Origin of the sequence: Pseudomonas sp. Fl5BN2 (genome assembly GCF_009908205.1) — a bacterium.
In the GTDB taxonomy this organism is placed as follows: Bacteria; Pseudomonadota; Gammaproteobacteria; order Pseudomonadales; family Pseudomonadaceae; genus Aquipseudomonas.
In genome coordinates this window covers 95,533-118,248 of sequence record NZ_JAAARL010000011.1, presented here as the reverse complement: position 1 = coordinate 118,248, position 22,716 = coordinate 95,533, and the positions used below count along the sequence as shown (strand labels likewise).

At 53.6% G+C, this 22,716-nt stretch carries 27 protein-coding genes, 2 tRNA genes and 2 pseudogenes; 21 read left to right on the top strand and 10 right to left on the bottom strand.

All coding sequences use genetic code 11. The features are described 5' to 3' along the window. The first annotated feature begins 144 nt into the window (after positions 1-144). From GV819_RS17145 to GV819_RS17120, 6 genes are all read left to right on the top strand, one after another. Positions 145-218 (top strand) — tRNA-Cys (locus tag GV819_RS17145). 223 nt (positions 219-441) lie between these two features. Further along, a complete protein-coding gene (locus GV819_RS17140) occupies positions 442-831 on the top strand; it encodes a (deoxy)nucleoside triphosphate pyrophosphohydrolase (RefSeq protein WP_161757232.1) in 390 nt (129 codons plus the stop codon). Next, positions 779-1,648 carry an HNH endonuclease gene (locus GV819_RS17135; RefSeq protein WP_256667523.1) on the top strand — a complete coding sequence of 290 codons (870 nt, stop codon included), beginning with the start codon at positions 779-781 and terminating at the stop codon, positions 1,646-1,648. Before GV819_RS17140 ends, GV819_RS17135 begins: the two co-directional genes overlap by 53 nt. A gap of 14 nt (positions 1,649-1,662) precedes the next feature. Beyond that, positions 1,663-1,845 (top strand): hypothetical protein, encoded by a 183-nt coding sequence (locus GV819_RS17130; protein WP_161757231.1) that lies wholly within the window; start codon positions 1,663-1,665, stop codon positions 1,843-1,845. Positions 1,846-2,730: 885 nt separating this feature from the next. Then, on the top strand, positions 2,731-3,663 hold the full coding sequence (locus GV819_RS17125; protein WP_161757230.1) for a hypothetical protein: 933 nt from the start codon (positions 2,731-2,733) through the stop codon (positions 3,661-3,663). Positions 3,664-3,729: 66 nt separating this feature from the next. Next, positions 3,730-3,963 (top strand): hypothetical protein, encoded by a 234-nt coding sequence (locus tag GV819_RS17120; protein WP_161757229.1) that lies wholly within the window; start codon positions 3,730-3,732, stop codon positions 3,961-3,963. A gap of 647 nt (positions 3,964-4,610) precedes the next feature. Here the strand turns inward: GV819_RS17120 and GV819_RS33810 are convergent. Next, positions 4,611-4,946 carry a hypothetical protein gene (locus tag GV819_RS33810; RefSeq protein ID WP_434738434.1) on the bottom strand — a complete coding sequence of 112 codons (336 nt, stop codon included), beginning with the start codon at positions 4,944-4,946 and terminating at the stop codon, positions 4,611-4,613. Positions 4,947-5,341: 395 nt separating this feature from the next. On the opposite strand from GV819_RS33810, the gene GV819_RS17110 reads away from it, so the two are divergent. From GV819_RS17110 to GV819_RS33260, 6 genes and pseudogenes are all read left to right on the top strand, one after another. Continuing rightward, positions 5,342-5,749 carry an acyl-CoA thioesterase gene (locus GV819_RS17110; RefSeq protein WP_161757228.1) on the top strand — a complete coding sequence of 136 codons (408 nt, stop codon included), beginning with the start codon at positions 5,342-5,344 and terminating at the stop codon, positions 5,747-5,749. A 280-nt stretch (positions 5,750-6,029) separates the two neighbouring features. Next, positions 6,030-6,398 (top strand): hypothetical protein, encoded by a 369-nt coding sequence (locus GV819_RS17105; RefSeq protein ID WP_161757227.1) that lies wholly within the window; start codon positions 6,030-6,032, stop codon positions 6,396-6,398. 81 nt (positions 6,399-6,479) lie between these two features. Beyond that, positions 6,480-6,869 carry an SMI1/KNR4 family protein gene (locus tag GV819_RS17100; protein ID WP_161757226.1) on the top strand — a complete coding sequence of 130 codons (390 nt, stop codon included), beginning with the start codon at positions 6,480-6,482 and terminating at the stop codon, positions 6,867-6,869. Positions 6,870-6,956: 87 nt separating this feature from the next. After that, positions 6,957-7,133, top strand: coding sequence for a hypothetical protein (locus tag GV819_RS32955; protein WP_178124898.1), 177 nt, complete (start codon positions 6,957-6,959; stop codon positions 7,131-7,133). 403 nt (positions 7,134-7,536) lie between these two features. Further along, positions 7,537-8,169, top strand: a complete 633-nt coding sequence (locus GV819_RS17095; protein ID WP_178126022.1) for a hypothetical protein — start codon at positions 7,537-7,539, stop codon at positions 8,167-8,169. A 383-nt stretch (positions 8,170-8,552) separates the two neighbouring features. Then, positions 8,553-8,732, top strand: a pseudogene (locus GV819_RS33260) (DNA adenine methylase); the annotation flags it as partial. On the opposite strand, the gene GV819_RS17090 reads toward GV819_RS33260, so the two are convergent. Further along, entirely contained in the window at positions 8,726-9,211 is a 486-nt protein-coding gene (locus GV819_RS17090; protein ID WP_161757225.1) for a hypothetical protein, read from the bottom strand. The pseudogene GV819_RS33260 and the gene GV819_RS17090 sit on opposite strands and share 7 nt — an antisense overlap. A 482-nt stretch (positions 9,212-9,693) precedes the next feature. Here GV819_RS17090 and GV819_RS17085 point away from each other — a divergent pair, with 482 nt between their 5' ends. After that, positions 9,694-9,987 carry a hypothetical protein gene (locus tag GV819_RS17085; protein WP_161757224.1) on the top strand — a complete coding sequence of 98 codons (294 nt, stop codon included), beginning with the start codon at positions 9,694-9,696 and terminating at the stop codon, positions 9,985-9,987. A 44-nt stretch (positions 9,988-10,031) separates the two neighbouring features. Here the strand turns inward: GV819_RS17085 and GV819_RS17080 are convergent, their stop codons facing one another. The 3 genes from GV819_RS17080 to GV819_RS17070 all read right to left on the bottom strand — a co-directional run bounded on the left by GV819_RS17080 (position 10,032) and on the right by GV819_RS17070 (position 13,205). After that, on the bottom strand, positions 10,032-11,579 hold the full coding sequence (locus tag GV819_RS17080; RefSeq protein ID WP_161757331.1) for a sensor domain-containing diguanylate cyclase: 1,548 nt from the start codon (positions 11,577-11,579) through the stop codon (positions 10,032-10,034). A 606-nt stretch (positions 11,580-12,185) separates the two neighbouring features. Further along, positions 12,186-12,491 carry a hypothetical protein gene (locus GV819_RS17075; protein WP_161757223.1) on the bottom strand — a complete coding sequence of 102 codons (306 nt, stop codon included), beginning with the start codon at positions 12,489-12,491 and terminating at the stop codon, positions 12,186-12,188. Between the two features lie 468 nt (positions 12,492-12,959). Further along, a complete protein-coding gene (locus GV819_RS17070; protein WP_161757222.1) occupies positions 12,960-13,205 on the bottom strand; it encodes a hypothetical protein in 246 nt (81 codons plus the stop codon). Between the two features lie 244 nt (positions 13,206-13,449). Between GV819_RS17070 and GV819_RS17065 the strand changes: the two genes are divergently transcribed. Together GV819_RS17065 and GV819_RS17060 are read left to right on the top strand one after the other, a co-directional pair. Next, positions 13,450-13,953 (top strand): hypothetical protein, encoded by a 504-nt coding sequence (locus GV819_RS17065; protein ID WP_161757221.1) that lies wholly within the window; start codon positions 13,450-13,452, stop codon positions 13,951-13,953. An 84-nt stretch (positions 13,954-14,037) separates the two neighbouring features. Further along, positions 14,038-14,271 (top strand): YceK/YidQ family lipoprotein, encoded by a 234-nt coding sequence (locus GV819_RS17060; RefSeq protein WP_161757220.1) that lies wholly within the window; start codon positions 14,038-14,040, stop codon positions 14,269-14,271. 121 nt (positions 14,272-14,392) lie between these two features. Here the strand turns inward: GV819_RS17060 and fabF are convergent, their stop codons facing one another. Further along, positions 14,393-15,661 (bottom strand): beta-ketoacyl-ACP synthase II, encoded by a 1,269-nt coding sequence (gene fabF / locus GV819_RS17055; protein ID WP_161757219.1) that lies wholly within the window; start codon positions 15,659-15,661, stop codon positions 14,393-14,395. Between the two features lie 122 nt (positions 15,662-15,783). Here fabF and GV819_RS17050 point away from each other — a divergent pair, with 122 nt between their 5' ends. Beyond that, on the top strand, positions 15,784-16,269 hold the full coding sequence (locus GV819_RS17050; RefSeq protein WP_161757218.1) for a winged helix-turn-helix transcriptional regulator: 486 nt from the start codon (positions 15,784-15,786) through the stop codon (positions 16,267-16,269). Here the strand turns inward: GV819_RS17050 and GV819_RS17045 are convergent. Then, a complete protein-coding gene (locus GV819_RS17045; protein ID WP_161757217.1) occupies positions 16,266-17,000 on the bottom strand; it encodes an HAD-IB family hydrolase in 735 nt (244 codons plus the stop codon). The two genes, GV819_RS17050 and GV819_RS17045, sit on opposite strands and share 4 nt — an antisense overlap. Positions 17,001-17,161: 161 nt before the next feature. Continuing rightward, positions 17,162-17,830 carry a TetR/AcrR family transcriptional regulator gene (locus GV819_RS17040; RefSeq protein WP_161757216.1) on the bottom strand — a complete coding sequence of 223 codons (669 nt, stop codon included), beginning with the start codon at positions 17,828-17,830 and terminating at the stop codon, positions 17,162-17,164. A gap of 94 nt (positions 17,831-17,924) precedes the next feature. Here GV819_RS17040 and GV819_RS17035 point away from each other — a divergent pair, with 94 nt between their 5' ends. Both GV819_RS17035 and GV819_RS17030 read left to right on the top strand, forming a co-directional pair. Continuing rightward, positions 17,925-18,536 (top strand): NAD(P)H-dependent oxidoreductase, encoded by a 612-nt coding sequence (locus tag GV819_RS17035; protein ID WP_161757215.1) that lies wholly within the window; start codon positions 17,925-17,927, stop codon positions 18,534-18,536. A gap of 699 nt (positions 18,537-19,235) precedes the next feature. After that, a complete protein-coding gene (locus GV819_RS17030) occupies positions 19,236-19,508 on the top strand; it encodes a hypothetical protein (RefSeq protein ID WP_161757214.1) in 273 nt (90 codons plus the stop codon). A gap of 103 nt (positions 19,509-19,611) precedes the next feature. Here the strand turns inward: GV819_RS17030 and GV819_RS17025 are convergent, their stop codons facing one another. Beyond that, entirely contained in the window at positions 19,612-20,100 is a 489-nt protein-coding gene (locus tag GV819_RS17025) for an AAA family ATPase (RefSeq protein WP_161757213.1), read from the bottom strand. Positions 20,101-20,468: 368 nt separating this feature from the next. On the opposite strand from GV819_RS17025, the gene GV819_RS17020 reads away from it, so the two are divergent. From GV819_RS17020 to GV819_RS17010, 3 genes are all read left to right on the top strand, one after another. Then, on the top strand, positions 20,469-20,732 hold the full coding sequence (locus GV819_RS17020; RefSeq protein ID WP_161757212.1) for a DUF1652 domain-containing protein: 264 nt from the start codon (positions 20,469-20,471) through the stop codon (positions 20,730-20,732). A 263-nt stretch (positions 20,733-20,995) separates the two neighbouring features. Then, entirely contained in the window at positions 20,996-21,202 is a 207-nt protein-coding gene (locus GV819_RS17015; protein ID WP_161757211.1) for a hypothetical protein, read from the top strand. A 365-nt stretch (positions 21,203-21,567) separates the two neighbouring features. After that, positions 21,568-21,654: transfer RNA gene (locus GV819_RS17010), tRNA-Leu, on the top strand. A gap of 80 nt (positions 21,655-21,734) precedes the next feature. Here the strand turns inward: GV819_RS17010 and GV819_RS17005 are convergent. Further along, positions 21,735-22,313: pseudogene (locus tag GV819_RS17005) on the bottom strand (tyrosine-type recombinase/integrase); the annotation flags it as partial. Positions 22,314-22,716: the final 403 nt, after the last annotated feature.

Sequence of the window (22,716 nt, the reverse complement as noted above, 5' to 3'; positions counted from 1 at the left end):
AAACGCGTCCATAATTGCGACCATTCCTCAGTGAGGAAACGGAAAAACTCTTTAGAAATCAAAGAGTTACGAGATTAAGTGGATCTCGTTAGCCGTCCCAGTTTGTATGTGTGCAGTGTTGTATTTCAGGCACTGGACACTTGGGGCCGAGTAGCAAAATGGTTATGCAGCGGATTGCAAATCCGCCTACGCCGGTTCGATTCCGACCTCGGCCTCCACTATTGAAAACCCCGTAGATTAACGTCTACGGGGTTTTTTATTGCCTTGGATTTGGGCAATTACTTCCGAAAATTTTTGGATCGCTTCCGCAATTAGCCTGTTTTTAGCGCTGAACTGAAGAGATTTTCCCTTCCCAGAGTGCGGGCTGGCGATGGTTCTCGGCTAAGATGTTTTCCCTTCGTTCCTACGGATCTTTCTGACTTGGCGATAAGGAATCGCGCTATGAAAGCACCAGTAGCTGCCGCAGTCGTACATCTCGACGGGAAAATTCTCATCACACGCAGAGCTCCAGGCCAGAAGCTAGCGGGCATGTGGGAGTTTCCGGGCGGTAAACTTGAGCACGGCGAAACACCGCAGGACTGCATCACCCGCGAACTACTTGAAGAGCTGGGTGTTGAGTCCGTCGCCGGCGAGATTCTCACTTCTTCGATTTACACCTATCCCGGCGGCACGATCGAACTGATCGCCGTCAGCGTCGTTTTGCAATCCATCCAATTCGTCCTGCAGGTACATGACCTGATCGAGTGGGTGCGACCTCACGAGTTACTGCAATACGACCTTGCTCCTGCTGATGTTCCAATTGCTGAAGAGATCATCCGAACATATGGTTAATTTTGTTCCTCCAGTCCCAGGCTCTAATCTCAATAACGACGATCTGACGCAGTTGTTTCAATGCAGTCCGCAAGGTGGGATGCGCCGCTCAAATCGTACTAACACCCTCGTCATCGTTTCGAACCATGTGGCGTCCATTTATGACGATCGTTGGGTTAATGATGTGCTGCACTACACCGGCATGGGGCAGCAGGGTGATCAATCTCTGGAGTTTAACCAAAACAGAACGCTGAACGAGTCCCGCGCCAACGGCGTATCTGTGCATCTGTTCGAAGTATTCACTGCTAAAACCTATACCTATATCGGTGAGGTGGCGCTGGCTGATGAGCCGTATCAGGAGAGGCAGCCTGACGTTGAGGGGCAAGAGCGCTTTGTGTGGGTATTCCCGCTACGCCTCAAGTCAGGTGCTCTGCCGGCCATACCAGATTCCACGCTGCAACAGCTAAACCAGGTGAAGGAGAAGCAAGCGCGTAAATTGAGTGATGCTGAGGTGGAGGCGCTTGCTCGGCGCCAGGGGCGGGTCAGTGTTGGGAAACGTAGTGCCAAAGTTACCCAACATCAACGTTCAGCTTGGGTGGCGGAGCATGCTAAGCGCAGGTCCAGGGGGCGATGTGACTTGTGCCAAGAGGTTGCACCGTTCAAAAAGAAGGACGGGTCCCCTTTTCTGGAGACGCACCACATCGTGTGGCTTGTAAAAGGCGGGGCCGATACGGTGGAGAACACTGCTGCGCTTTGCCCTAACTGCCACCGCAGAATGCATGTGCTGGATGATGATGCAGATAGGCAACTATTGACCGCACGTTTGAACGGTCTTTAATTCGGGAGTTGTGTATGGAAGAAGAAATTAGTTTTGAGTACGAAGGTACGACGTATACCAGCCACTACATTGTTCATGGAGACGACTTGGTCGTTTATCTTCCTGATGGCAGCCAGCGGACAACTACTCTTCGTGGTCTTGATCCTCAAATGGCTGCACTGACCCACTTGCGTGGTTTTGTACTGCGTTTGAATTAGCCTCAATTGGATACTATGTGATTACCCTTGTTGCTATGTAATGTCTTGGGTCTCTGGTCAGAGCAGCGATTCAGATCGCGTTGGGTCACCTCTTGCCCAGCGTAGGAGGGGGGCGAACATCTTAACTAAGATATGTGGCAAACCCATATCAGAAGGGCGATAGATAGTACGGGGATGGAAAGTGATATGGGGAGTAAGAAAAGCCGAAGCTGAGGCGAAATAGATAAGATTCTTAAGCAGGCAGCGAGGTGCTTTAACATTGGCCGGTACCCAATATTCAGAATTGAAGTTGAGTTCCCGGCGGATTCAAAGTTATCAGGCGATCAGCCTGAGGTAGATGAAGATCTGCCCTTACGCACCCTTATAAGGTTTGTCGGGCTTACGCCTTGGAAGGGTATTGATGTTAATCCCAGGCTCTTGGCTACGCAACTGGCGATAAAACTGAGCCTCATGTGTCGAGACTCATGCACTCCAGAGCAAAGGCTCTCATGGAGTGCATGGGGCAAAAATGGGGCAATCCATACGCCAAACAATGCCAAGCGACGATCTATCAAGCTTTGTCAAAAAAAGCCCTATAGCCCTTGTTCCTCGGAGCTATAGGGCTTTTTTGCGTTAATACCCGAGCACAATCGGCGTGTGCAGTGCTAGCGTCTATACGGAACTACATCACAGTCAGGTGTAGAAAGCCGAAGAGGCCAAAGCGAAAAACTCTTGGCCCAACGCCTGAAAGCGAAATGTCTACGTGTGTGATTAAAAAAGGCGACGCCTTAGGAGAAAATTAGGGCGGAAATGGGGCTGCAATAGGCAACGTCAAGCCTAGCTTGGCCAGCCCGGCGCCTCTAGATCGCCGATCTTGAGCGTAATAAGGTGGGGCAAGGGGTGTTTATGCTTACTGAAACAGAAGTTGAGAGTTTCGAAAACGTATTTCAGCAGTTTATCAAGTTGTTTCCTGAGCGACCATGGGCGAAGCGTGTGGATGCATGGCCTAAGGCGAGCGCTAAGAATCCTTTTCGAGCAGCGTTGATCAGAAAAGCTCAGCCCGTAGTTTTTGGTATAGCTGCTTGGGAAGAACGGTTTAAAACGGAAAATCAAGAAAATCCAAGTGACGAAATGTTGATTGGTATGTCTTTTGTTGCGCAGCTCGTAGAGCTGAATAAGGGAGGGGGTGGGCGAAATTTTTTATCCAGGGTTCGAGGTGCTTTAAATAAGTCCCATGATATGCGGGCCTTGTTGTTCGAGTTGCAGGTTGCAGTTCATCTATTTAGGCAAGGTTGCGCCATAAACTGGACGAATGAAAGTTCAGGGTCGAAGGTTTATGATATGTTGGTGGCACCAAGCTCTATGGCCGAGCTTGAAATAGAATGCAAATCTTTTTCGGTCGATAAGGGGGAGGAAAATACGGTCGAGGAAAGGCTTGCAGTACTGGATAAGGTTGTTCCTGTTCTTAAGGAAGTAATGCCACTTCACGCTGGATGCATTTGTGTTCTGCAGATCGAGTTTAAGGGGAAGATATCTAGGAGTGAGACTTTTTTAAATGATGCTGCGCGACAGATTATCAGTGCTGTTGGGGCTGGGGACTCCTTTGTAGGGGAGCTCTGCAACCTTAGATTCGATGTGTACGATGTTAGTGATGTCTCCTCGAATCAGTCGCTTTCAGCGGATGAAATAGGAAGGTTCCTAGAGCGCGTTAGTGGTAAGTCTAGCTGCGTTGTAATGAAGCAGACTGAGGGGGCGGGTTGGATGGCGTTCAGCGCAGTAAATGCGCGGGCTACTAGGCTGAAAAGAGCTATTCTAAAAGACGCAAAGTACGCAATATGAGAGCAGATGTCAGGGGGGCGCCCTGGTTGCTTGGCTATCCAGCTTGATGGGCTGCTAGGTAGCGAGATGGATGAGGTTTTTTATAATAAAAATAGTATGCTTCGCGACTTGGCTGTTGAATTATTTGATAACGTCAATCATCGCCATTTGACCATTATACTTTTTGCTAGCCGTCCATCGTTGAATGTAGTTGGAGAATATTCTCTGGCTGAGCAAGGCAAGGTAGCGGTTTACGAAAATCAGAGCGGTACGTATGTTGATTCAGGCTATGGTAATTTATTTGTGAGTGGTGTGGAGTGAATTGATCCGCATACTGCATTGTTTGAAGTGTGCACTAAGTGTTGTGGGAGGGGGTAGAAGTCTGTAGATGGTGGTGATCACAGGGTACTGATCTGCTAAAGACGTCAGCAAAATCAGTTCTGCAATTAAATTCATAACTCGCGTAGGTCGTGGGCTACAGCTTTTCTATGCTGTGCCACTTGCGGAACGGATTTGTCACTAACTAACTGAAGTTCATGAAATTTTATCTGGATTGAAAATCCGCATACGCCGGTTCGATTCCAACCTCGGCCTCCACTATTGAAAACCCCGTAGATTAACGTCTACGAGTTTTTTATTGCCTGCGTGAAAGTACCGGCGTACCAAAACTTTAAGGCTCGCGTAGCAAAACTTTCCTATTTCGTCGGGTTCGCGATGGCGCCGACGCGAACATAAATCTTCTTCGTAATCTCCTGTTTTGAGTGTCCGAGAAGCCGGCTTGCATCGTCCAAATCGAGAATTTCAGATGCTGCCTTCGGTCGGATATCCCGGAACTGAAAACCTGCAATTTTCTGGGCCAAGCCCTGGTCGCCATCGCTCGATGGCCTCCGCCACGGCTTTTGACCTGGCGTCGTCCCATCTCTGGCACAGCATGCGCTCGGAGACCTTCTTTCCTGACTTGTTCACGATCAAATAGCCAGAGTTGATTTTTTCGGTCTGGCAACAATTCTCTCGATGAGCAGGCCCAGGCTGTTTTTCTGACCATCGACCTCCATAGGGATCCGGATCTTTTTGGACGTCTTGCCTTGGCCAACGCGCAGATACACTCCCTCCACATCATCAGCGCGCATTAGCCGGACATCGGCTGGGCGCTGGTCCGTCAGGTAGGCAAGGTCCATCGCCTCCTGCAATTCGATCTCCCCTTTCTGGTAGACAGCCTTCCACACCACGTCGTTTGCGGAATAGTCGTGCGGCGTTTCCTTGTTCTTGCGAACGCCCTGGCAGGGGTTCTCTCTGGCGGTCAAACCCCATGCGTGTCTTCCACCCACCATCGCCGGCAGGCTCCGATTGTTGAGTGGGGCGTTTCAGATGGTGCTGATCGCCGCCGGTGTTGCGCCGTGGCACTGTTTCTGCGTTCGCCCGGTCTACGTCCTTGCCATCAGGGAAGAAGGTGACTGCTCCCCGGGCCGGGCGGACTCTTCACTTCTTGTAGCCGTCGCTGATGCGGTCGGCGATCCATTCCAGGCGCTCAGCCATTCCCCACATGTCGTTGTTGTCGCGGCGAGATACCAGCCGTAGGTCGCTGGCCAAGCACCTGGTGTATGCAGTGGAGATGAGAGGAAAGTATCGTATCCTTGGGCAAGCAGCAGCTGCGACTTGGTTGTTATAGCTCCGTCACTCAATATTAAGGATTGATCTTGTGCCGAACTCAGTGATTATCAAGAGAAAGGTATTGTTCGGCGACTGTGATCCGGAGGGGGTTGTTTATACACCTAGGTTTTCATACTTTGTTGTTGAGGCCGTTCATGATGCGCTTACAGTTTGGTTGTCCGGTCCCGGATTAAGAACCCTGTTAGGTTTTAATTTACTGCCTCCAGCAAGGGCCTTCACGCTAGAGTTTCTTCATCCGGTTACTTGGGATGACGAACTTTCTATTAAGGTAAGTGTTTCCAGTGTCGGGCTTCACTCGTTCACATTTCTAGTCGAGGGCAATCTAACGCCAGATGTTATGGCATTTACTTCTAGCCTTACACACGTTTGCATCTCACCGGTTACCAGAGAAGTTATTGAGGTTCCTTTGCAACTGAGGGCGCTACTCCAGTCTTGAGCGTTGTAGTTGCTTGGACGAGACAGAGTGGGCCTGGCGTTCTACCACCAGCAAGGATCGCCACTGACTGAGGTAGATGCGCCTCATGCCGCCACCTGCCGTTGTTCCTGGCGTAGCGCATGCTGACCGATCTCGGCGAGCACCTGGTAGTGCTGCCGAACGTATGCGCGGTTGTGGCTCATGATTATCTCCAGCCAGGCACTGCCCTCGGTGGCCGGTGGTGGCAATTTGGTTTGGGTTGCGGTATTGCAGCGGGCTCAATCTTGAAGGGATGCAAGCAATGCGTTTTTTAGTTGGCTGCTTGGCTCTTGCGGTGTCAGCAACGGCTTTCGCAACTGAAGATCAGATGAAGCAATGGGAAAAGATGGATCGCTGCTCGAATGCGGCATTTATCGCGGTCACTGTCCTGGAGAGCAGTGCGGATGGGTTCCAGCAAGAGCTTGCTCTCCATGGATCCATCACTGGGCTCAAAAAAAATACCAAAATGGGGGAGGCGACCCCCACGGAAAACGAAGTCCGCGGTGCTTACAGCATAGCGAGCAGAGTCTCAGTTGAAATGCCGCGACCGTTTTCCAAGCGAGATCATGATTGGCTGATCGCCCAGGCCGCCTCAGCATGTTCGCTATGGATTCCTGACGAGAAAGCCTAAGAACCTCGTTCTCTTTGGCAATTTGGTTTGGGTTGGGGTATTACCGGCGACTGGCATGGACCGGATCAAGGAGGCCTATCTGTGAAACTCAACTCTAATTGGATCGGTAATGAGGGAGCCTCTGTCGAAGCTTTGGACGCTCTTCGTTCTGCAGCGCCTCGAGATCTCCCTTCCGAGTACTACCAATTGCTCGAATACAGCAATGGCGGCGAGGGACCACTTCCCGACCCACTCTTCAACTTCTGCCTCGACCCAGCTGAAACAGCCTCGGACGCCTCACAGATAGACCTGTTTGCAGAGATTGCATCTGGCTTGTTTGTTTTTGGCGGCGATGGTGGTGGGCAGTTGTTTGCGTTCGATCTGCGAGGGGCTAGCCCATGGCCGATAGTTACCTTCGACGAGGTGGATCCAAGTGGGAGCGTGCTTACGGCGGCCAGCAGTTTTGCTGAGTTCGTAGCATTAATCGGATAGGCGCCGCCCTCTGTATCCGGATGCAGCGAGCGTTGATGTGATGGCTTATTGCAATTATGATCGCGCCCTTCTCAAAGGAGTGATTTGATGTTTCCTCGATATTTTCGCTGGATTTCGGTACTGGGCATCCTTGCTGCAGTTGTCGTCTTCGTATTTGCCAGCCTGCAAATATTTACCGGTATGGCGCCAGCAACAGACCTGATTCGGCCCACTATCGCAGCTGCCGCATTTGGCTGGGCTTTCACTCAGTCCACAAAGGTCTGAGCCTGGGCAAAAGGGTTTACTCAGCTTCGTGAATGCTCCGGGTGCTGCGAGTAGGGCGGGTTATTCTTCGCCGTCGTGTTCGGCGTTCATTTGGAGTGATTCGGTGAATCCCGCTTGCCGCAATTTGCGCGCTACGTTTTGAGTTATGTCGATTACGTGGCGCGGAATCTGGAGGAAACAAGCGGACTTCTCGGCAGCCAGCGAGTGGGCCTGTGCGATCAGTCACCAGATGGTCGGGCGATCTACCTCTTCGATACCGCTGTGTGCGTCTATTCGTTAGCGTCCAGATTGCCTGGCGTTTGCCGGTGGGTACTGGAAAAGGCCTGGAAAAAGCCCGATGCCCCTGGGCCAGACTGTCTGGCAGTAGTGGTACTGTCTACGCAGCACCCCTGGAGCCTGCTAGATGAATCGTCAAAGTCCACCTCTTCGCGTCGCAACGCCTCTAGCCGCACCAAGCATTGAAAACCCTGCCGCTCACCCACCTATTTGGCATCGCGACCCGGACTTACTGACCCTTGGCAGCACTGGGGCGGCCATTTTGGGTTTCTGCTTTACGTTGCTTATATTCTTACCGGCCTTAGGGTTGATGATATTTCTCCTTATCGGGCTCGAAGCGATGCAAGGTGTGCCGCGCAGCGATGGGTCGAGTTTCACAACGTCGTTGCTCATCCTGTTCCTGCTTGGTTTTGTTGTGCTCATGGGGCTGGTCTTTGCGTGGATTTTCTCTGCGCCTAGAGTGCTGGCCTTCACGTTTGACGAAAATCAGCAACTGCTTACCCTCACTGTCACCCGTCGCGCCCGTAAACCCAAAGAGGTGCATGTGCCATTTAGCGACATCATTTGTATCAGCCCTTACGTGCTCGCTTCGTATGACCGCGATGGCCATTTTAGCGTCGTGTGCCAGGGGCCGAGGGACAAGGAGTTCGTGTATCGATTGGCTGAGGGTACTTCTCTGGAAGAAATGGAGTTTCATGCTGCGTGGTTGCGAGGAATAATAGGCGAACGGATGCACGAACTACTGAATCTGGACAAATGAACGAAGCACGTCCATCTAACCACTAATTGTCGCTCGATCAGCTTCATATCCCGGTCCTGGTTAGCGTGCTTGCTCTTGAACGTGAAGCCGGACATGAAAAAGGCAGCCTTCGCTGCCTCCAGTTCTGCTTGGCGCTGTGCGCCTACGAGGATGTGATTGTCGGTCATAGTGCCTCCACTTGATCTGTATGGCGCTTTCACCGCGCTCCAAGTGGGCCCAGGTTGGTTCTTCCAGGCGTTCCGCCTCGGCCGCTTTCCCCGCGAAATGCTCCTGTAAGTCCAGCCAAGGCACCTGCTCTGTGCGCAAAGCGCGGCGAGCCCGGCCGCCGTTTCTACTGACAGCAAAGGCCGTGCTCTTAGGGTCTCCCACCTATCATTCCCTGGATGGATGGCAAGTGCCGCCTGGCCGAGCGCCTTATTCCTAGCTTCCCTTCCTGTGAGTGCTACGTTGAAGTCTTCGCCGACAGTGCCAAGTTGAACTTCCTGCGGTCCCAGTCTGCGCCAGTTGAAGTCCTCAACGACATCAACGGCGACCTGATGACGTTACACCAAACCTATCAAAACTTAGCGGCCCCCATTCTTCTGTGGGCGGCAATAAAATCTTGAAAGCTTTTAATAAAACCTCGTCTTATGTCAGGTAGTATTTTTTTTAGAATCAGAAAGTAAAGATAGATAGGTGTTGCATCGCCCGTCCCCTCATCTATCCAGCGCTCTTCTGTTTCAAAACAAAAAAGTACACAGCGTATGAGATTCGCAAAATTTTCATCTGATTTACGGTGCTGTTTCTCTACCTCCCAGAGCTCTAGCGCAAGCTTTCTCCGGAGATCTCCATCGTTTTCTATACGTTCTCGCAGGATGCTTTCTTCGATATATGGAATCAGCACTTTCAACTTCGGCTCAGAAACGCTAGCAAGTACACCGTGGTCAATCAGACTGAGCAAATAGCGAGCGTAGTGACGTGTCATTTCACCGAAAGTCACGCTCGCTTCAAGTAACGCCTTTTCAAGGTAATCGAACTCTTGAATCTCCAGGCTATCAATCATCATACAGCTCCATCTTTTACTCTTATCGTGCAGCAGCAATCGGCCTAAAGCGGCCTGTGCAGATTCAGGAAGGGGTTCGAATCCCTATTCTCGCTATCCTGGTTGCATTTGGCGAACTGGTTATTGGCTAGGGAGGCGAGGTCGTGGGGAAAAAATGAGGCAGTCCATATGCCAAACAATGCCATTTGATGCCATGCGAGGATCTGTCTGGATTTTTCGGAATGCCCTACAGCCCTTGTTATTCGGGGCTGTAGGGCTTTTTTGCGTTAATACCTGAGTACAATCGGCGTGTGCTTAGGGCGCGTCGGAAGATTTGGGGGGGTGGACTGCCCCCGGCACCGTAAACTTCTTCAGGCTCTGCTGTCGTCAGTGTGAAGATGCATTGCTTGTTTGCAGCTGTTTCGATCTGCATTTAAAGTGTGCTCAATCAGCTACCAAGGCCTCAAGCCAGTCATTTTCTAAAGGATTGCAAGTAAAGAATTATGGAAAATCAGTTTGTCGTGCAGCGCGTTATCGTTGCGTTCCTGATCATTATCGTTGCGTTGGGCAGTATCGCTTTCATTGGTTGCCTGGCCAGTCCTCCAGGCTTCGTTTCTGGTATCAGAATGATGCTGGCAATCATGGCCTTGGGGCTTACATGCCTGCTGTGCTATCCACTGGTCATTACCTACTGGATCGTCTCAGGGCGGCCAACAGGGATACGCGACCTATTGATTGTTCATAGCATCGTATTAGGTGGTTTTGTTGTTTGGTATCTGCTGCTTTTATTTGAATGAAGGCCGTTCATCAGCGCTGGCAAGTAGGTAAGGCGCACTGGATGTCAGCTTGAAATAACGGTCCTGTTTCTTCCGCTGGACTTGGCTACGTACAAGGCTTTATCGGCTGTGTTTATCAGGTCTGCGGGCGTTTCAAATTCAGCTCCGGAAAGTGTGCTAATACCAATGCTGATAGTGACCACGCCAAGTGGCGATTCGCTGTGCGGTATCTTGCTGTTTTCCAAATCAAGACGGATTCTTTCGGCTAGCAAGAAAGCTCCAACGTAATCTGTGTCGGTAAGAACGATGGCGAACTCCTCGCCACCGTACCGGGCGGCGAGATCACCGATTCGGTTGGCATTTTTCTTGATAATGGCGCCCACCGTTTTCAGGCACTCGTCACCCTGTACATGCCCGTAATGATCATTGTAGTTTTTGAACAGGTCGACATCGATCATTATTAACGCGGTACCGTCTAGCTTGCGTTTTGTTCGAGTAACTTCTGTATCTAGAAAAAAATCAAAATGACGGCGATTGGCGAGTTGTGTCAGTGCGTCTTCGAGAGCCATCAAGCCAAGGGATTTATTGACTTCGATATAGTTGTTCTGTTGCGCCTGTAGTTCTCTTTGTGCCTGAATTTGCTGACTCATCAGCCTGATCAGTCGATAGCCTATTATGCTAAGTATTATCAGCAGTATGGAGGACATGATCAGGCTGGCAAAAGACTCTTTGCGCCAGTCGGCGAGGATCTCGTTCCTATCAAAGGCGGCGATAATGACCAGTGGGTATCCACTAATGCGTCGAAAACCAATGACCCGCTCTACGTTATCGATATAAGACCTTATGGTTGCAGTGCCTGAACTTACATCAGGTTTCAGTAAAGCGAATACTTGACCTTTTGATATGTCGGTGCCGACATCTGAGTCGCGGAAGGGTTTGCGCACTACAATATGGCCGCTTGTACTCGCCAGACTGATCAGACCATTTTCCCCCATGTCTACGCCGTCATACAGACTGAGGAAATACTTAAGATAAATTGTAGCTATCGTTACCCCGGCAAAGCTCCCGTCAGGGTGATTGATTCGACGGGATATCGTCATGATCCACTCGTTTGTTGAGCGGCTCCGTATTGATGGGCCTAGATAAGGTCCTGAGTCGGAATGATCGCGGTGGTAAATAAAATAATCACGATCTGAATTGTTTGCTCCGGCTGGAATGACTCCATTTGAGTTGAGCAACCAGCGACCTTGCTCATCATAGATAAAAAAGCCATGTATTTGAGGCAGGCGCTGTTGTTGTATTTTTAGCAATTCTTCCAGTTTCTTCAAATCTTCCGTACTACCGCCTTCGGCTTCCAGGCGTTCCTTGATCACTAAAAGTACTGTGTCAGCCTGGGTTAAAGTGGCCTCGATGTTAGATGACAAAGTCTTGGAGAGATTTGACATCTCCGTTTCTTTGTCGTGAAGGTGGTACTCCAGAGAGTTGAAAATTCCCCAGGTGCTTATTGCAATTAATGAAATACATACCACCGCCACGAACAGGATGACATGGCCCACCTTGAGCTTGGCCTCGGCCCACTCGGTGGAAAAAATGGAGGCTTTTTTTAGTAGCATCACGCCCTTTCCTATGGCTATGAGTTGTTGGTGCTCTTGGCTGAGCGCGGACAGCGGATCGAGCGCAAACGTGGACTACTAGAGGCGGCAGGATGATTTTGTCGAGCCATGTTCACAGCATGACCATGACGCTTGTTACATCGGCAATAGTAAGAGGAGGCTTCGGCAGTATCCTGGAGGGCCCCGCCAGTAACCCAAAGGGCATCCAGGCTCTTGCTTTCACTCTTGCCGTTTACGGCACGCATTTCTGAATCACCATAGACCGCGATGATGACTCAGGCTAGTCGAGGTGGAGGTAACTGACACTATTGATCTGGCAGAATTTGCAATGATTTCTGCTCGCGGCTTGGCACATCACTCACGCTCGGGTGGAGCTAAAACCACGGGAGAGTCTTGGAATACCGTCTATTCGGCCTGTTCTTTATGTTGCAGGGGGACGGTCAATTCGCCGGCGGAGTGCAATTCGAAGCGACCAACAGTATAGGAGGGGAAGGGGAGAAGCGCTGGAGGTAGAGTTGCAAAATCGGTACTGCGGCAATGCATTGAATGCAACTGGAAAGTCCTGCGTGAGCAGGGCTCGCCAGCCTTTGGCATGACATCAAGGGGTTAAGCTTTAGTGTTTATGATCTCGCCGGTTATTTGCCCGCTGCCATTTACCACTCCAGAAGCCGGTGCTGCGGTGCTTGCAGTCTGGTGGTGGTGCTTTTGTATCAAGCGTTGAGCCTGGCGATCGCCATGTCCCGCCTCTTGAGCGGTTTGCGCCGCCGTCTCGGTGGCCTCTTTCAGCGCTGCTTCAACATTGCTGGTGGCCGTGGACGTGGCCTGAGTGGCTTTCGTCGTGGGCGGGTTCTGGGCAGAGCCTTGTCCGTTAATAGTCACAGGGTTTGAAGCTGATACTGCTCCGATGGACATAGATAACTCCTGACTGAGTAGGTTGCACCAATGCGTCTTAGTCTTTGCGATTACGTTAACGTTACCCGCTGAGTCCCTGTTTTCAGGACTGTTTTATCTGCCTCCCTAGATCAACCCATAACGGGGACTAGAGTAGGCGCGCAGTTGTAGCGCCTTTGTCAGATAAAGGTGAAAGCTTTGTGGTTTTGATGACGAGACTGGCGTTTTTACTGGGCATAGTTTGAGCAAGAAGCGCTGCTTCTGATGAAGCGCGCTGCTTGCATGCCCGGTGAGGCCCGAATCTTCCACCACGTAATCCATCATGTTGAGCGCCCCGTAGCACGACGGATAGTTGATCGCGGCAAAAGACAGATGAACAGAAGCTGCGCCCAACAGGCAGCGCGAGTCAGGTGGTGTCGGGTCTAGAAAGGAGTGAGTGCAGGACCGAGTTTCAGGGCGAGGTGATCGATAGGCGAAAGTGTCACTGAGTCAGCACAGGGCATTGGCTGGAGAAAGTACCGGCAGTGGTGGAAGGCTCATGTCGCGGATGGCGGCTTCGAGCTTGTCCTGGTAGATCGTCAAAATGGAGTAATCCAGCTTTTGGCTGATGTCGGCGCCATCTGCCGAGCTCGCCAGAAGCTCGTTCAGCGCCCCCGCCACCAGCTCGGCTGTGACTTGCAGGACGTTGATTCCAAAACCGCTATCTGCAATGAGCAGGTTCGTTAAGTCGTACATACAGCCTCTGTGGTCACTGTTCACATAAATAATGGCTATGAGCCATTATCAGGATAACCAAACTGCCTACTCGCTGTCATCGAAAAAAGATCAATGGAATGGGGGGAGACCTCAATGCAGAGTAGTGCTCAATCCGGGAATTGCACTCACACACCTGGAAAGCGCTCCAGGCTGAAATTTTCAGCAGCAGTGCCTTCAGTCTGTGTACCATTTTGACCCGCGAAGATAACCAAGGCCGATTTGCATGATGAGACTGACGAAGGGCGACAACCAGGGCCTGAGAGTGGGGCCGCGTTGGCCCTCTTCAAAGGTGCTGATGGAGAGGGAAGTATTTCTTCAACTGGTCGAGGTCCAGTCACGATTGCCACGTTCGGTGCAACTGCTGGTGACTCGGGGTTATGAGAACAGAAGCAGTTACCTGGGTTTTTTCAGAAGCTTGTCACGGTGGTTGGGTATCAAGTTGTTCTGCCTGTGTTATCCGCAGCGCAAACACGAGCTGGAGGATATCTTCGGCTCCAATGGCCATGATGTGGACGGCTCTCATGTCGACGTGTCGATTGTTCTCAATGGCAAGAGATTGCGTTTTCTGCCCCTGGGCGTATTTACCTCGCTTGTTTGTCAAGAACGGTTAAAAGCTCGGTATTCGGCTGTCGTGGATGAGGTCAAGGAAACGCTGAGGCAATGCGGTTTCGAGATTCATCGCAATCACACGGAAAGCCTGCAGATTCACTGCGATTACAAGGCTTGATGGCTGAGTGTTGATTCGTGCCAGTGATTGCTGTTGTGTCGCGGTGCCTATGGCGCTCACCAATGAAAGTAACAAGGATGTTGCGTGTTGCTTAACCTGTTGTTGCTGGTGCCGCTGTTTTGTGTGAGTGGCTGCATGGCTCTGATTGTACGAACGACTCCCGAAACCTGTCCCTACATTGGCGTTCGAATGGACTGGGCACTGGCGGAAAACAACAACGGGGTGCTGTGGCCGCTGCTGGCGCTGGATGCACCATTCTCTGCCGCGGTGGACACGTTGCTGTTTCCCTTTGAGTACCAGTACAGCTGCAAACTGTGAGGATGCTGTCGGATCAGCCCGCGTAGTCGGCGGTACCCGGGAGCTTCGATTGAGCACGGTTGAGACTGCAGCTTGCCTGGGCTGGAGCCTCAACCGAGTTCGACGGCGAAAATCCGCCGGCTTATTCCCAGCGTTTGAACAGCACGCTGGCGTTGACCCCACCAAACCCGAAGCCATTGGACAGTGCGTATTGCATGGCCACTTTACGTGCCTGGCCGCGAACCAGATCCAGGCCCTCGGCGGCCGCATCCGGGTTCTCCAGGTTGAGCGTGGCGGGAGCGATCTGGTCGCGTAGGGCGAGGATGGTAAAGATCGCTTCGATCCCCCCCGCAGCTCCCAGCAGGTGACCGGTGGCGGACTTGGTGGCGCTGATGGCCAGGTCGCTAGCGGTGCCGAATACGGTCTTGATGGCCGCCAGCTCACCTTTGTCGCCCACCGGAGTGGACGTGGCGTGGGCATTCAGGTGCTGGACCTGGGAGGCCTCGATACCCGCCTGGCGCAAGGCTTGCTGCATGGCGCGGCGGGCGCCGTCGCCGTCTTCCGGGCCGGCAGTCATGTGATAGGCGTCGGCGCTGGTGCCATAACCCACCAGTTCAGCGATGGGCTGTGCGCCACGGGCCAGGGCGTGTTCCAGGGACTCGATAACCAGCAGGCCGGCACCTTCACCCATGACAAAACCATCCCGAGCCTGGTCGAAGGGGCGTGAGGCGCGCTCCGGGGAGTCGTTGTACTCGCTGGACAAGGCTCTTGCTGCGGCGAAACCGCCCAGGCTGACGCGGTGAATCGTCGCCTCTGCACCGCCACAGACGGCGATGTCGATTTCACCCGCGCGAATCATCCGTGCCGCATCACCAATGGCTTGAACCCCGGCGGCGCAAGCGGTGACCGGTGTTCCCAGTGGTCCCTTGAGGCCGTGGCGAATCGACACGTGACCTGCGGCCAGGTTGCTCAGGAAGGATGGAATGGTGAACGGCGACAGGCGTCGTGGCCCCTTGCTGTCGGTGGTTCGCACGGCCTCGGCGATGGCCGGAAATCCTCCCACGCCGGTGGCAATGATGGTGGCTGTGCGTTCCTGGGCTTCGGTGGTATCCGGCTTCCACTGGGCCTGGGCCAGGGCCTCTTCTGCCGCTGCCAGGGCGAAGAGGATGAAGCGGTCCATCTTGCGTTGTTCCTTGGGCGCCAGCAGTTGATCCGGATCGAAGCCGGCCTGCGGGTCCTGGGCCAGGTCAGGCACCTGGCCGCCGATGGTGGTCGACAGCTCGCCGATGAGCTCCTCCGGCAACTGGCGGATGCCGGACTGTCCCGCCAACAGGCGCTGCCATATCTGCTCGACCCCACAACCCAGTGGAGTAATTGCGCCCATGCCGGTGACTACGATGCGTTTGCTCATGCAGGTCCTGCTCCTTCAGCTTGTTTGGGTGGGGAACAACACAACGAAACGTGGACGATACTATCATCATGAAAGTAACATCCGAATCCATAAATATTTGAGGTGCCGCGCGGGAGCCAGCCATGCAACGAAAAAGTCTGATTGACGCCGAATGTCCGATCGCTCGCGGTCTGGAGCGAGTGGGCGAGTGGTGGAGTATTTTGATCATGCGCGATGCGTTGCATGGCTTAAGGCGCTTCGATGAGTTTTCCCGCAGCCTGGAGATCGCCCCGAATATGTTGACGCGGCGCCTGAACTCCCTTGTGGAGGCTGGGTTGCTGGAACGCCAGGCCTACAGCCAGCGACCTTTGCGCTATGAATATGTGCCCACTGCCAAGGGCGAGGATTTCCGTGTCGTGCTCATGGCTTTCGTGGCCTGGGGCAATCGCCACTTCGCGCCTGAGGGCGAGAGTGTGCAGATTGTCCAGCGCGCGACCGGGCAGCCGGTGCAGACGGTAATGGTGGCTGTCGTCAATGGCCAGCTTGTGCCGTTGGAGGAGTGCACGGTGCAGGCGGGGCCAGCCGCCAGCGCCAGCATGCGCGAACGGCTGGCGGGCGTTGCCGATTAAGGACGAGACCCGGAGGGTTTGCTGCGGCGCCAGGCAGGGTGAAAGTGCCGCCAGTGAGGATCTTGTGCCGCGGCCAGCAACTCTCGGTCCCCCCGGGTGTCGCCCCAGGCGCGCAGGCGATATTGGCTCAGCGGGCCATAGACGCTTTCCAGGCGCAGCACCTTGTTTTCACACCGACAGTTGTGGCCGAGGATTCTCCCGCTCAGGACACCGTCGATCACTTCCAGCTCAGTGCCGATCAGTCTGACGCCGAGACGCGTGGCGAAGGGCTGCAGGACCAATGCAGGAGAGGCCGAGCACAGGGTCACCAAGGCCCCGGACTGGATCTCGCTGGCCACTGCCTGCAGGCCGCTCGGACGCATCAGCCGGGTCCAGGACTGTTGGCAGAACGCTTGCGCTTGCTGCTGGACCCACGTCACCTCCACGCCTTTGAGAAAGGTCGCGATCAACTGCGCCTTGAGCTGGTCACGGTCAACCCGGCGCGCCAGAAACCCCAGGCTCGGCAAGGCCAACCTGAGCATTCGCCGATTGAACTCGCGCTGACCAAATGCAAACCGCAGAAAGGGCACGAAGCTGTCGTGTCGGGTGAGGGTGCCGTCGAAGTCAAAGACCGAGAGCACTTGGAGGGCGTCGGAGCCCGGGTTGAGCGATTGCGTTTCACCGTGTTCAACCAAGGGCGGCGAAGCTGTGTCTGCAGCGGGAACTTCTGGCTGATGCGGATGGAGCGACATGATGATCTCGGTCGTTGTACAGATGTAATGCCTGCAGCTTACGCGCTCCAGGCCTGGAGGGCGCCATGCAGAGTCTTGCGTGCATGATTCACAGGCGCAGTATGAGCAGTGGTTTCCAGGGCGGGTCAGCGTCCTTGCCGGAGCGCTTCAGGGGGCGTCCTTCAAGATCCATTGGTGGGGAGGGAATCGTTGGCGATAGGGATGGCTGCGGACGCATTTGCTCGTGCCCTCTCGACCATTGCCATGATGGTTGCGCGCAGTTCGTCCTGGGCTTGGGCGGGAGTGATTTCTTCCAGGGCTGCGGCATGGGAAACAGCCTCGGCGGCACCGAGCATCGCCCGCAGTCCCGCGGTTGCAATGACCTGGCCGGCAGCGAAAGGCTCCAGGGTGTCGCGGCATTTTTTCAGGAAGATCTTCTGATACTCACCCTTGATGGCCTCAAGCTCCGGCGAGCTTGCCAGGGCGGCGATGACCCCGGGTATTTCGCGCCCCTGGAGCAGCACGCAGTCGACATAGGCGCTGGCGATCACGGTGGCGCGAGAGGCCAGGGTCGGCTCGCTATTTTGCAGGGCCTGATCCATCCGGGCGGTCTGGCGCTGATCGAAGTCCTGATACAGCGCCGCCAAGAGTACTGCTCGGGTAGCGAAATGGTCGTAGACAACAGGCTTGGTGACGCCTGCCTGCTCGGCAAGGTTGCCCAGGGTCAGCGCCTCGGTGCCGCGCTCACGGACAATCTGCCAGGCAACAGTCATCAGCTGTTGCAGGCGCTGTTCCCGGGACATTCGGCGTCGTTGTGCCGGATGAGAAGCGGTTTTCTCGCTGCTTGACATGGCTATATACCAAAAGTAACTTATAGGTCGTAATTTACTAAAAGTATATAAGTCCCCCATCATTCAGCGCAATCCGCTCGCAGGAGTATTCGCCGTGCATGCACTTATTGTTGTCGCCCATCACGATCCCCGGTCCCTCACTCAGCACCTTGCGCGGCAGATTGCCGAGGGGCTGCAGGTGGCCGACCCTCGAAACACTTCCGAGATCGCCGATCTCTGGGCGGAAGGATTCGATCCTTGCTTTGGTGCCGCCGATATCGTGGTCCATCGCATCCAGGCGCAGCCTCCTGCCGATGTGGTGGCGGAACAGGCACGAATTGATCGTGCCGATACCCTGGTCCTGGTCTACCCGGTGTACTGGTGGTCCATGCCGGCATTGCTCAAGGGCTGGATTGACCGGGTGTTCTCCAATGGCTGGGCCTTTGATTTCCAAGCGGACGCCAAGCTTGAGAAAAAGCTCGGACGGCTTCAGGTGCATCTCGTGGGTGTCGCCGGGGCTGATGCCGGTACCTATGAGCGGCACGGTTATCTTGCAGCCATGAGGGCCCAGATCGATCATGGGATCTTCGATTACTGCGGAGCTCGTGTCGTGACTTCGCAACTGCTGTGCGACTCGGAGGCAGGGGAGGCGGCGTCTCACCTGAGCCGTGCGCGGGATATCGGGCAAGCGCTCTGGAGTGGCAACAGGCTCGTCGAGCCGGCGTGAGATCGATCTAGCAGGATGGAGGGAAGAAGAGATATGTCGGGATCGTAGGGAGCTTTACCTTCGAAGGCAGGCTTGAGCCCTTACCCCCAGCAGCACCAGGCAAAGGTGGTCACGCAGAGCAGCAAGGGCAGGGTATCGAGAAAGTCATTCATACCAGCTCATTCCATTCAGGCAAGTGCCGGCAATTTAAGGTGAGTCCCAGTATCTGTCTGTTGCGATTGTGTGAATTTTCAGTGCGCTTTCGTTTAAGGCGCAAAAGGTTGCTTGGTGCAGCAAGGCACTGTGTTGCGAATCCAGATACTGAGTCTGGAAGACGCTGCCTAGAAAAAGTCAATACCTCAAAAAAAGTGTGAATAATTAATGACTTAGGTGATTTTATTTGCACTTTTTTCCTCAAAATATCTTGTTACAGAATGTACTGTTCCGTTACTATGGCCCTGCGTTCACCCACCACGGTTTATGCATTTTTAGCCCCAAGTATCCATCAGCTGCTTGGGCTTTTTTTTGCCTGGAATTTGTCCAGGTAGCCCCTCTTTGAATGATTTTCCTGCTCTGACAGCACTCGCGAATACCTGGCCTGCCGCATACGCCTGTTGCGCGTGCAAGGTGCTCAGTGGGAGCTCCAGTGTGCACCCACAGAACTGTTACAGTACGCACCTTTGATGCGACAGCAGTTTGTGTATTCACGGCGGGATGCTGATGAGCCAACATGATGGCGAAAGGGATGACAGTGAGAGCGGATTCAGGACGCTGGTACTCTCAATCGTGGGTATTGCAGTGGTTCTCGGGATCTACATTGTCCGGTTCAACGCTGAAACCGATAGGGAAAGAGCCGAGGCATTGGATGAGATCCTGCGCTGCCGGCAGCAGAACATGCCATTGCATCTCTCGGCGAGCGATCCTAACGGCCCGGTTGGCGAGTGCCGCTATCTAGAAGACAGCTATGTCAGAAGGTTTGGTTTTTCTCGCTGATTGAACGATTCGAGTCTCTTGCTGATAGGTTTTTCCATCTTTGCTGTGTGACAGCAGTGCAGAGCACTGTCACTGCTGCCCGAGGCTCACCGGGTAGCGCGTTTCAACCGTCAACGATTTGCAGTTCTTCATTTGCCTGTGGGGGTACGAAGTAGCGGCAGATCAGTTCGAATTGTTCTTCGCTGGTGGAGAAGGGATGGTCTCCCTGACGATTGCGCTCGTGTAGTCGCTTGCGGCAAGTGTCTTCATCGACATTCAGCAGGTGCAACTGATGTTGCACCCCGGCCCGGTCGGCCAAGGATCGTAGCCATGCCCGCTGGGCGAGGGTGTTGGCTGGGAAGTCCAGAACGACACTGGTTCCTGCGCGCAATGTGTCCACCACCAAAGGCTCCAACACACTTCCAAGCCGCTGGGCATACAGCAGGTAGTCCGCAATCGAATGGATGGTGTCTGGATACAGCTGCGCCAACCATTGATCCTCGCAGATCAATACGCTGCCGGGAGTCTGTGACAGTTGTTTGGCGAGTGTGGATTTGCCCGAGGCGATCTTGCCGCACAGCAGGTGCAAAACAGCGGGGGATGGTCGGTTCATGCTGCATCTCCTTGGTTTGAGGCCTCAGAAGAGCGGTCATGAGTCTCCGCCTCTGAGGCGGGTGCTGACTGGTTGAACAGCCGCTATCCCACCCGGTCGATGAGGTGGCTAATAATCGATGGGCAGTGAGATTTAGAGGACAGGTTCATCGCTTGAAACTTACACAGATCGCCGAAAAAAGCATAGCGGCATGAACAGCAGAAGAGTTGATTGGCTCTGTCTGCAGGTACTACCCAGTTACTGTCCCGATTCCGCTGCAGAACTGTGGAGCAGTTAACAGTCCCCTGAGTTTTTTCGACGCGTAGCGAACAGAGCTGGCCTATTCTTAAAGGGAAAAATCCACAAAATCCCTCACAAGCGAGAAAGCCATGCTCTCCACCCGCGAGCTATGCCACATACTGGAATCCGGCTTTCTCCCTCTTTCCTGTACTTGCAACACGAATCCCAATGGTTCATTGACCATCAAGATCTACGACGCCGAATCGGGTCGAGTCGATTTGTTGCTGACAGGCGTATCGACCGCCCATCTCACCAGCGTGCGGGACATCTCCAATCTGATTGGCGAGTTGCGTACCGAGCTTCGGGCCGGACGCAGGGCCTTCGCCGGTGGTTTTACCAACTATGCCGGTTGAGTGGTCATCCGATCATTGCTGACAGTTGAACATGTCATCCCGAGCGCATAGCGTTGGGCTGTTCGCCCGGTATCCATGACTCTTTACCGGTTCATGGATGGCGAGGTCATGTGTGCTGGGCGAACTCTTTTTCTGTTGCTGTGCGTTATTCTGGCGCTGCCTGTACTATCCCCTGGCTGTGTCACCATCGGTTTTAATGCCTGAATTAGCTATTTACGCCTCGACCTGTGTTAGCAGTCGACTCGAAATCAAGGAGGATCCCCATGTACCTGGGAAGCACGCCACCCCCTAATTACACCTATGCCCAACTATCGAAGGTACTGGAGCAAAACCGTACGGTTGCTCAAGTCAAAGGTGCCGAGGTTGAAGCTGAAGTAGAGAGGGATTTCTCCGCCCATCTGGACGCCGCACAGGCCCAACCTCAAGATGAGACGCTCAAGCTTTCGCTGGGCTTTGTCGCTGAGGCCTGAGCTTCATGGGCCGCCCCTCAAGATCGAAGGTTCCATGGAACGTGATTGAGTCAACCTCATTCGAGGTTGACTCAAAACAATAAGTCTTTAAAAATCAGTTGGTTGGCTAATTATCGCCATGTTAGGCTTGCCGCCTTGCCCAGTGGCTACGAGGGTGAGCAGTTCACACCGCTGAGAAGTGTCCAGATATTGTAGATCCATGATTTACAATGTTTTTTACGTTCGGTCCTGAGTGAGGAAGAAGGCATTTTTGCCGGACTCGACCTTGCTTCATAAGGGTTGGATGTATATATTCCACACCCTGCTTCAAGCACTGGACGGCTGAATGCCGATGGACTGTTCCAGTGTCGCGTTATCGCGCTACCGCCCGAATGGCGAAACTGGTAGACGCATGGGACTTAAAATCCCCCGCTCGTAAGGGCGTGCCGGTTCGATTCCGGCTTCGGGCACCATCTATTTCAAGGGCTTGCACGGTTTTTTTGAGTGAGCCTTATCCTGAACTGCTCCGCAATTTCAAATACTGCTCCGCAATTCACTTTGTGGGTGAGACCTTCTTGCCTTTGCGGTTGCGGATGTACTGCTCGGTCATCACTACGGTGGTATGCCCAAGTTGATTTTTGGCCTGCATGATATCTCCGCTCGATTCCGCCTTGTCTGTGCCAGCCTTGGCGCGCAAATCACGCATCTGGAAGTCGGATTTTTCAACTCCTGCGGCCTCTCTGGCCATATCAAACCTCCTGCGTAACATCGCCGCCGTCATCGGGGTGCCATCTTCTGTCACGATCAGCCGCGTCGAGCGGACTTTGTGTCCGGACTTCTGGGCCTTGATTCGATCAATCAAAACCATCAGTTCACCAGTTACTTCGATACGCCGCTTGGCTTTCGTTTTTCCCTGAAGCACCCAGATCTGGCCATCACGCACGTCTCGCTCATCCATGAGCCTGGTGTCTGTCACCCGCTGACCGGTCAAATAGGCTAAATCCATCGCATCGCGTAGCCCTGCTTCGGCCTTGTCGTGCACGCGCTTGAACAGTTCGTCCTCGACATAGGTGTCCCGTCCTGTTTCTTTATTGCCCTTGATGCCGGAACATGGGTTGGTCAGCGATGTGTAGTCGTTCATGCTTTTCTCCACGAGTGAGCCACCCTCACCGCAGTGGCGCGTATCAAGAAGGGCGGGGTACGCTACTTTGGCCAAATAGGCGTCTGGACTACTTCAGGGGAAATCATGGAAGCGCTAAGAGCAGAGTTTGCGAGGGCAATCGAAGAGGCCATCCAGGAGTGCAATAGGATCAAGTACAACCCGACCATATGGGAAAGGATGAACAGACAGCATGGGCCAGTCGAGGCGGCCATCAAGCTTGTAACCTCAGGCGATTTCCAGACTGGTCTCAAGCGATTGCTTGCAGAGAATCGACCTGAACTGACGGTTGAGTCTCACGTGTTGCAGCCAAGATTCTCGGCCCTATTTGATAGCCGATTGAAAGAGCTGGCCCAGTGGCGACTGGACAACGCAC

Excerpts from the sequence above, each read along its gene's own strand:
- GV819_RS17140 (WP_161757232.1), top strand. The coding sequence starts at position 442 with ATGAAAGCACCAGTAGCTGCCGCAGTCGTACATCTCGACGGGAAAATT.
- GV819_RS17130 (WP_161757231.1), top strand. The coding sequence starts at position 1,663 with ATGGAAGAAGAAATTAGTTTTGAGTACGAAGGTACGACGTATACCAGC.
- GV819_RS17125 (WP_161757230.1), top strand. The coding sequence starts at position 2,731 with ATGCTTACTGAAACAGAAGTTGAGAGTTTCGAAAACGTATTTCAGCAG.
- GV819_RS17120 (WP_161757229.1), top strand. The coding sequence starts at position 3,730 with ATGGATGAGGTTTTTTATAATAAAAATAGTATGCTTCGCGACTTGGCT.
- GV819_RS17105 (WP_161757227.1), top strand. The coding sequence starts at position 6,030 with ATGCGTTTTTTAGTTGGCTGCTTGGCTCTTGCGGTGTCAGCAACGGCT.
- GV819_RS32955 (WP_178124898.1), top strand. The coding sequence starts at position 6,957 with ATGTTTCCTCGATATTTTCGCTGGATTTCGGTACTGGGCATCCTTGCT.
- GV819_RS17095 (WP_178126022.1), top strand. The coding sequence starts at position 7,537 with ATGAATCGTCAAAGTCCACCTCTTCGCGTCGCAACGCCTCTAGCCGCA.
- GV819_RS17090 (WP_161757225.1), bottom strand. The coding sequence starts at position 9,211 with ATGATTGATAGCCTGGAGATTCAAGAGTTCGATTACCTTGAAAAGGCG.
- GV819_RS17085 (WP_161757224.1), top strand. The coding sequence starts at position 9,694 with ATGGAAAATCAGTTTGTCGTGCAGCGCGTTATCGTTGCGTTCCTGATC.
- GV819_RS17080 (WP_161757331.1), bottom strand. The coding sequence starts at position 11,579 with ATGCTACTAAAAAAAGCCTCCATTTTTTCCACCGAGTGGGCCGAGGCC.
- GV819_RS17075 (WP_161757223.1), bottom strand. The coding sequence starts at position 12,491 with ATGTCCATCGGAGCAGTATCAGCTTCAAACCCTGTGACTATTAACGGA.
- GV819_RS17070 (WP_161757222.1), bottom strand. The coding sequence starts at position 13,205 with ATGTACGACTTAACGAACCTGCTCATTGCAGATAGCGGTTTTGGAATC.
- GV819_RS17065 (WP_161757221.1), top strand. The coding sequence starts at position 13,450 with ATGATGAGACTGACGAAGGGCGACAACCAGGGCCTGAGAGTGGGGCCG.
- fabF (WP_161757219.1), bottom strand. The coding sequence starts at position 15,661 with ATGAGCAAACGCATCGTAGTCACCGGCATGGGCGCAATTACTCCACTG.
- GV819_RS17050 (WP_161757218.1), top strand. The coding sequence starts at position 15,784 with ATGCAACGAAAAAGTCTGATTGACGCCGAATGTCCGATCGCTCGCGGT.
- GV819_RS17045 (WP_161757217.1), bottom strand. The coding sequence starts at position 17,000 with ATGTCGCTCCATCCGCATCAGCCAGAAGTTCCCGCTGCAGACACAGCT.
- GV819_RS17040 (WP_161757216.1), bottom strand. The coding sequence starts at position 17,830 with ATGTCAAGCAGCGAGAAAACCGCTTCTCATCCGGCACAACGACGCCGA.
- GV819_RS17030 (WP_161757214.1), top strand. The coding sequence starts at position 19,236 with ATGAGCCAACATGATGGCGAAAGGGATGACAGTGAGAGCGGATTCAGG.
- GV819_RS17025 (WP_161757213.1), bottom strand. The coding sequence starts at position 20,100 with ATGAACCGACCATCCCCCGCTGTTTTGCACCTGCTGTGCGGCAAGATC.
- GV819_RS17020 (WP_161757212.1), top strand. The coding sequence starts at position 20,469 with ATGCTCTCCACCCGCGAGCTATGCCACATACTGGAATCCGGCTTTCTC.
- GV819_RS17015 (WP_161757211.1), top strand. The coding sequence starts at position 20,996 with ATGTACCTGGGAAGCACGCCACCCCCTAATTACACCTATGCCCAACTA.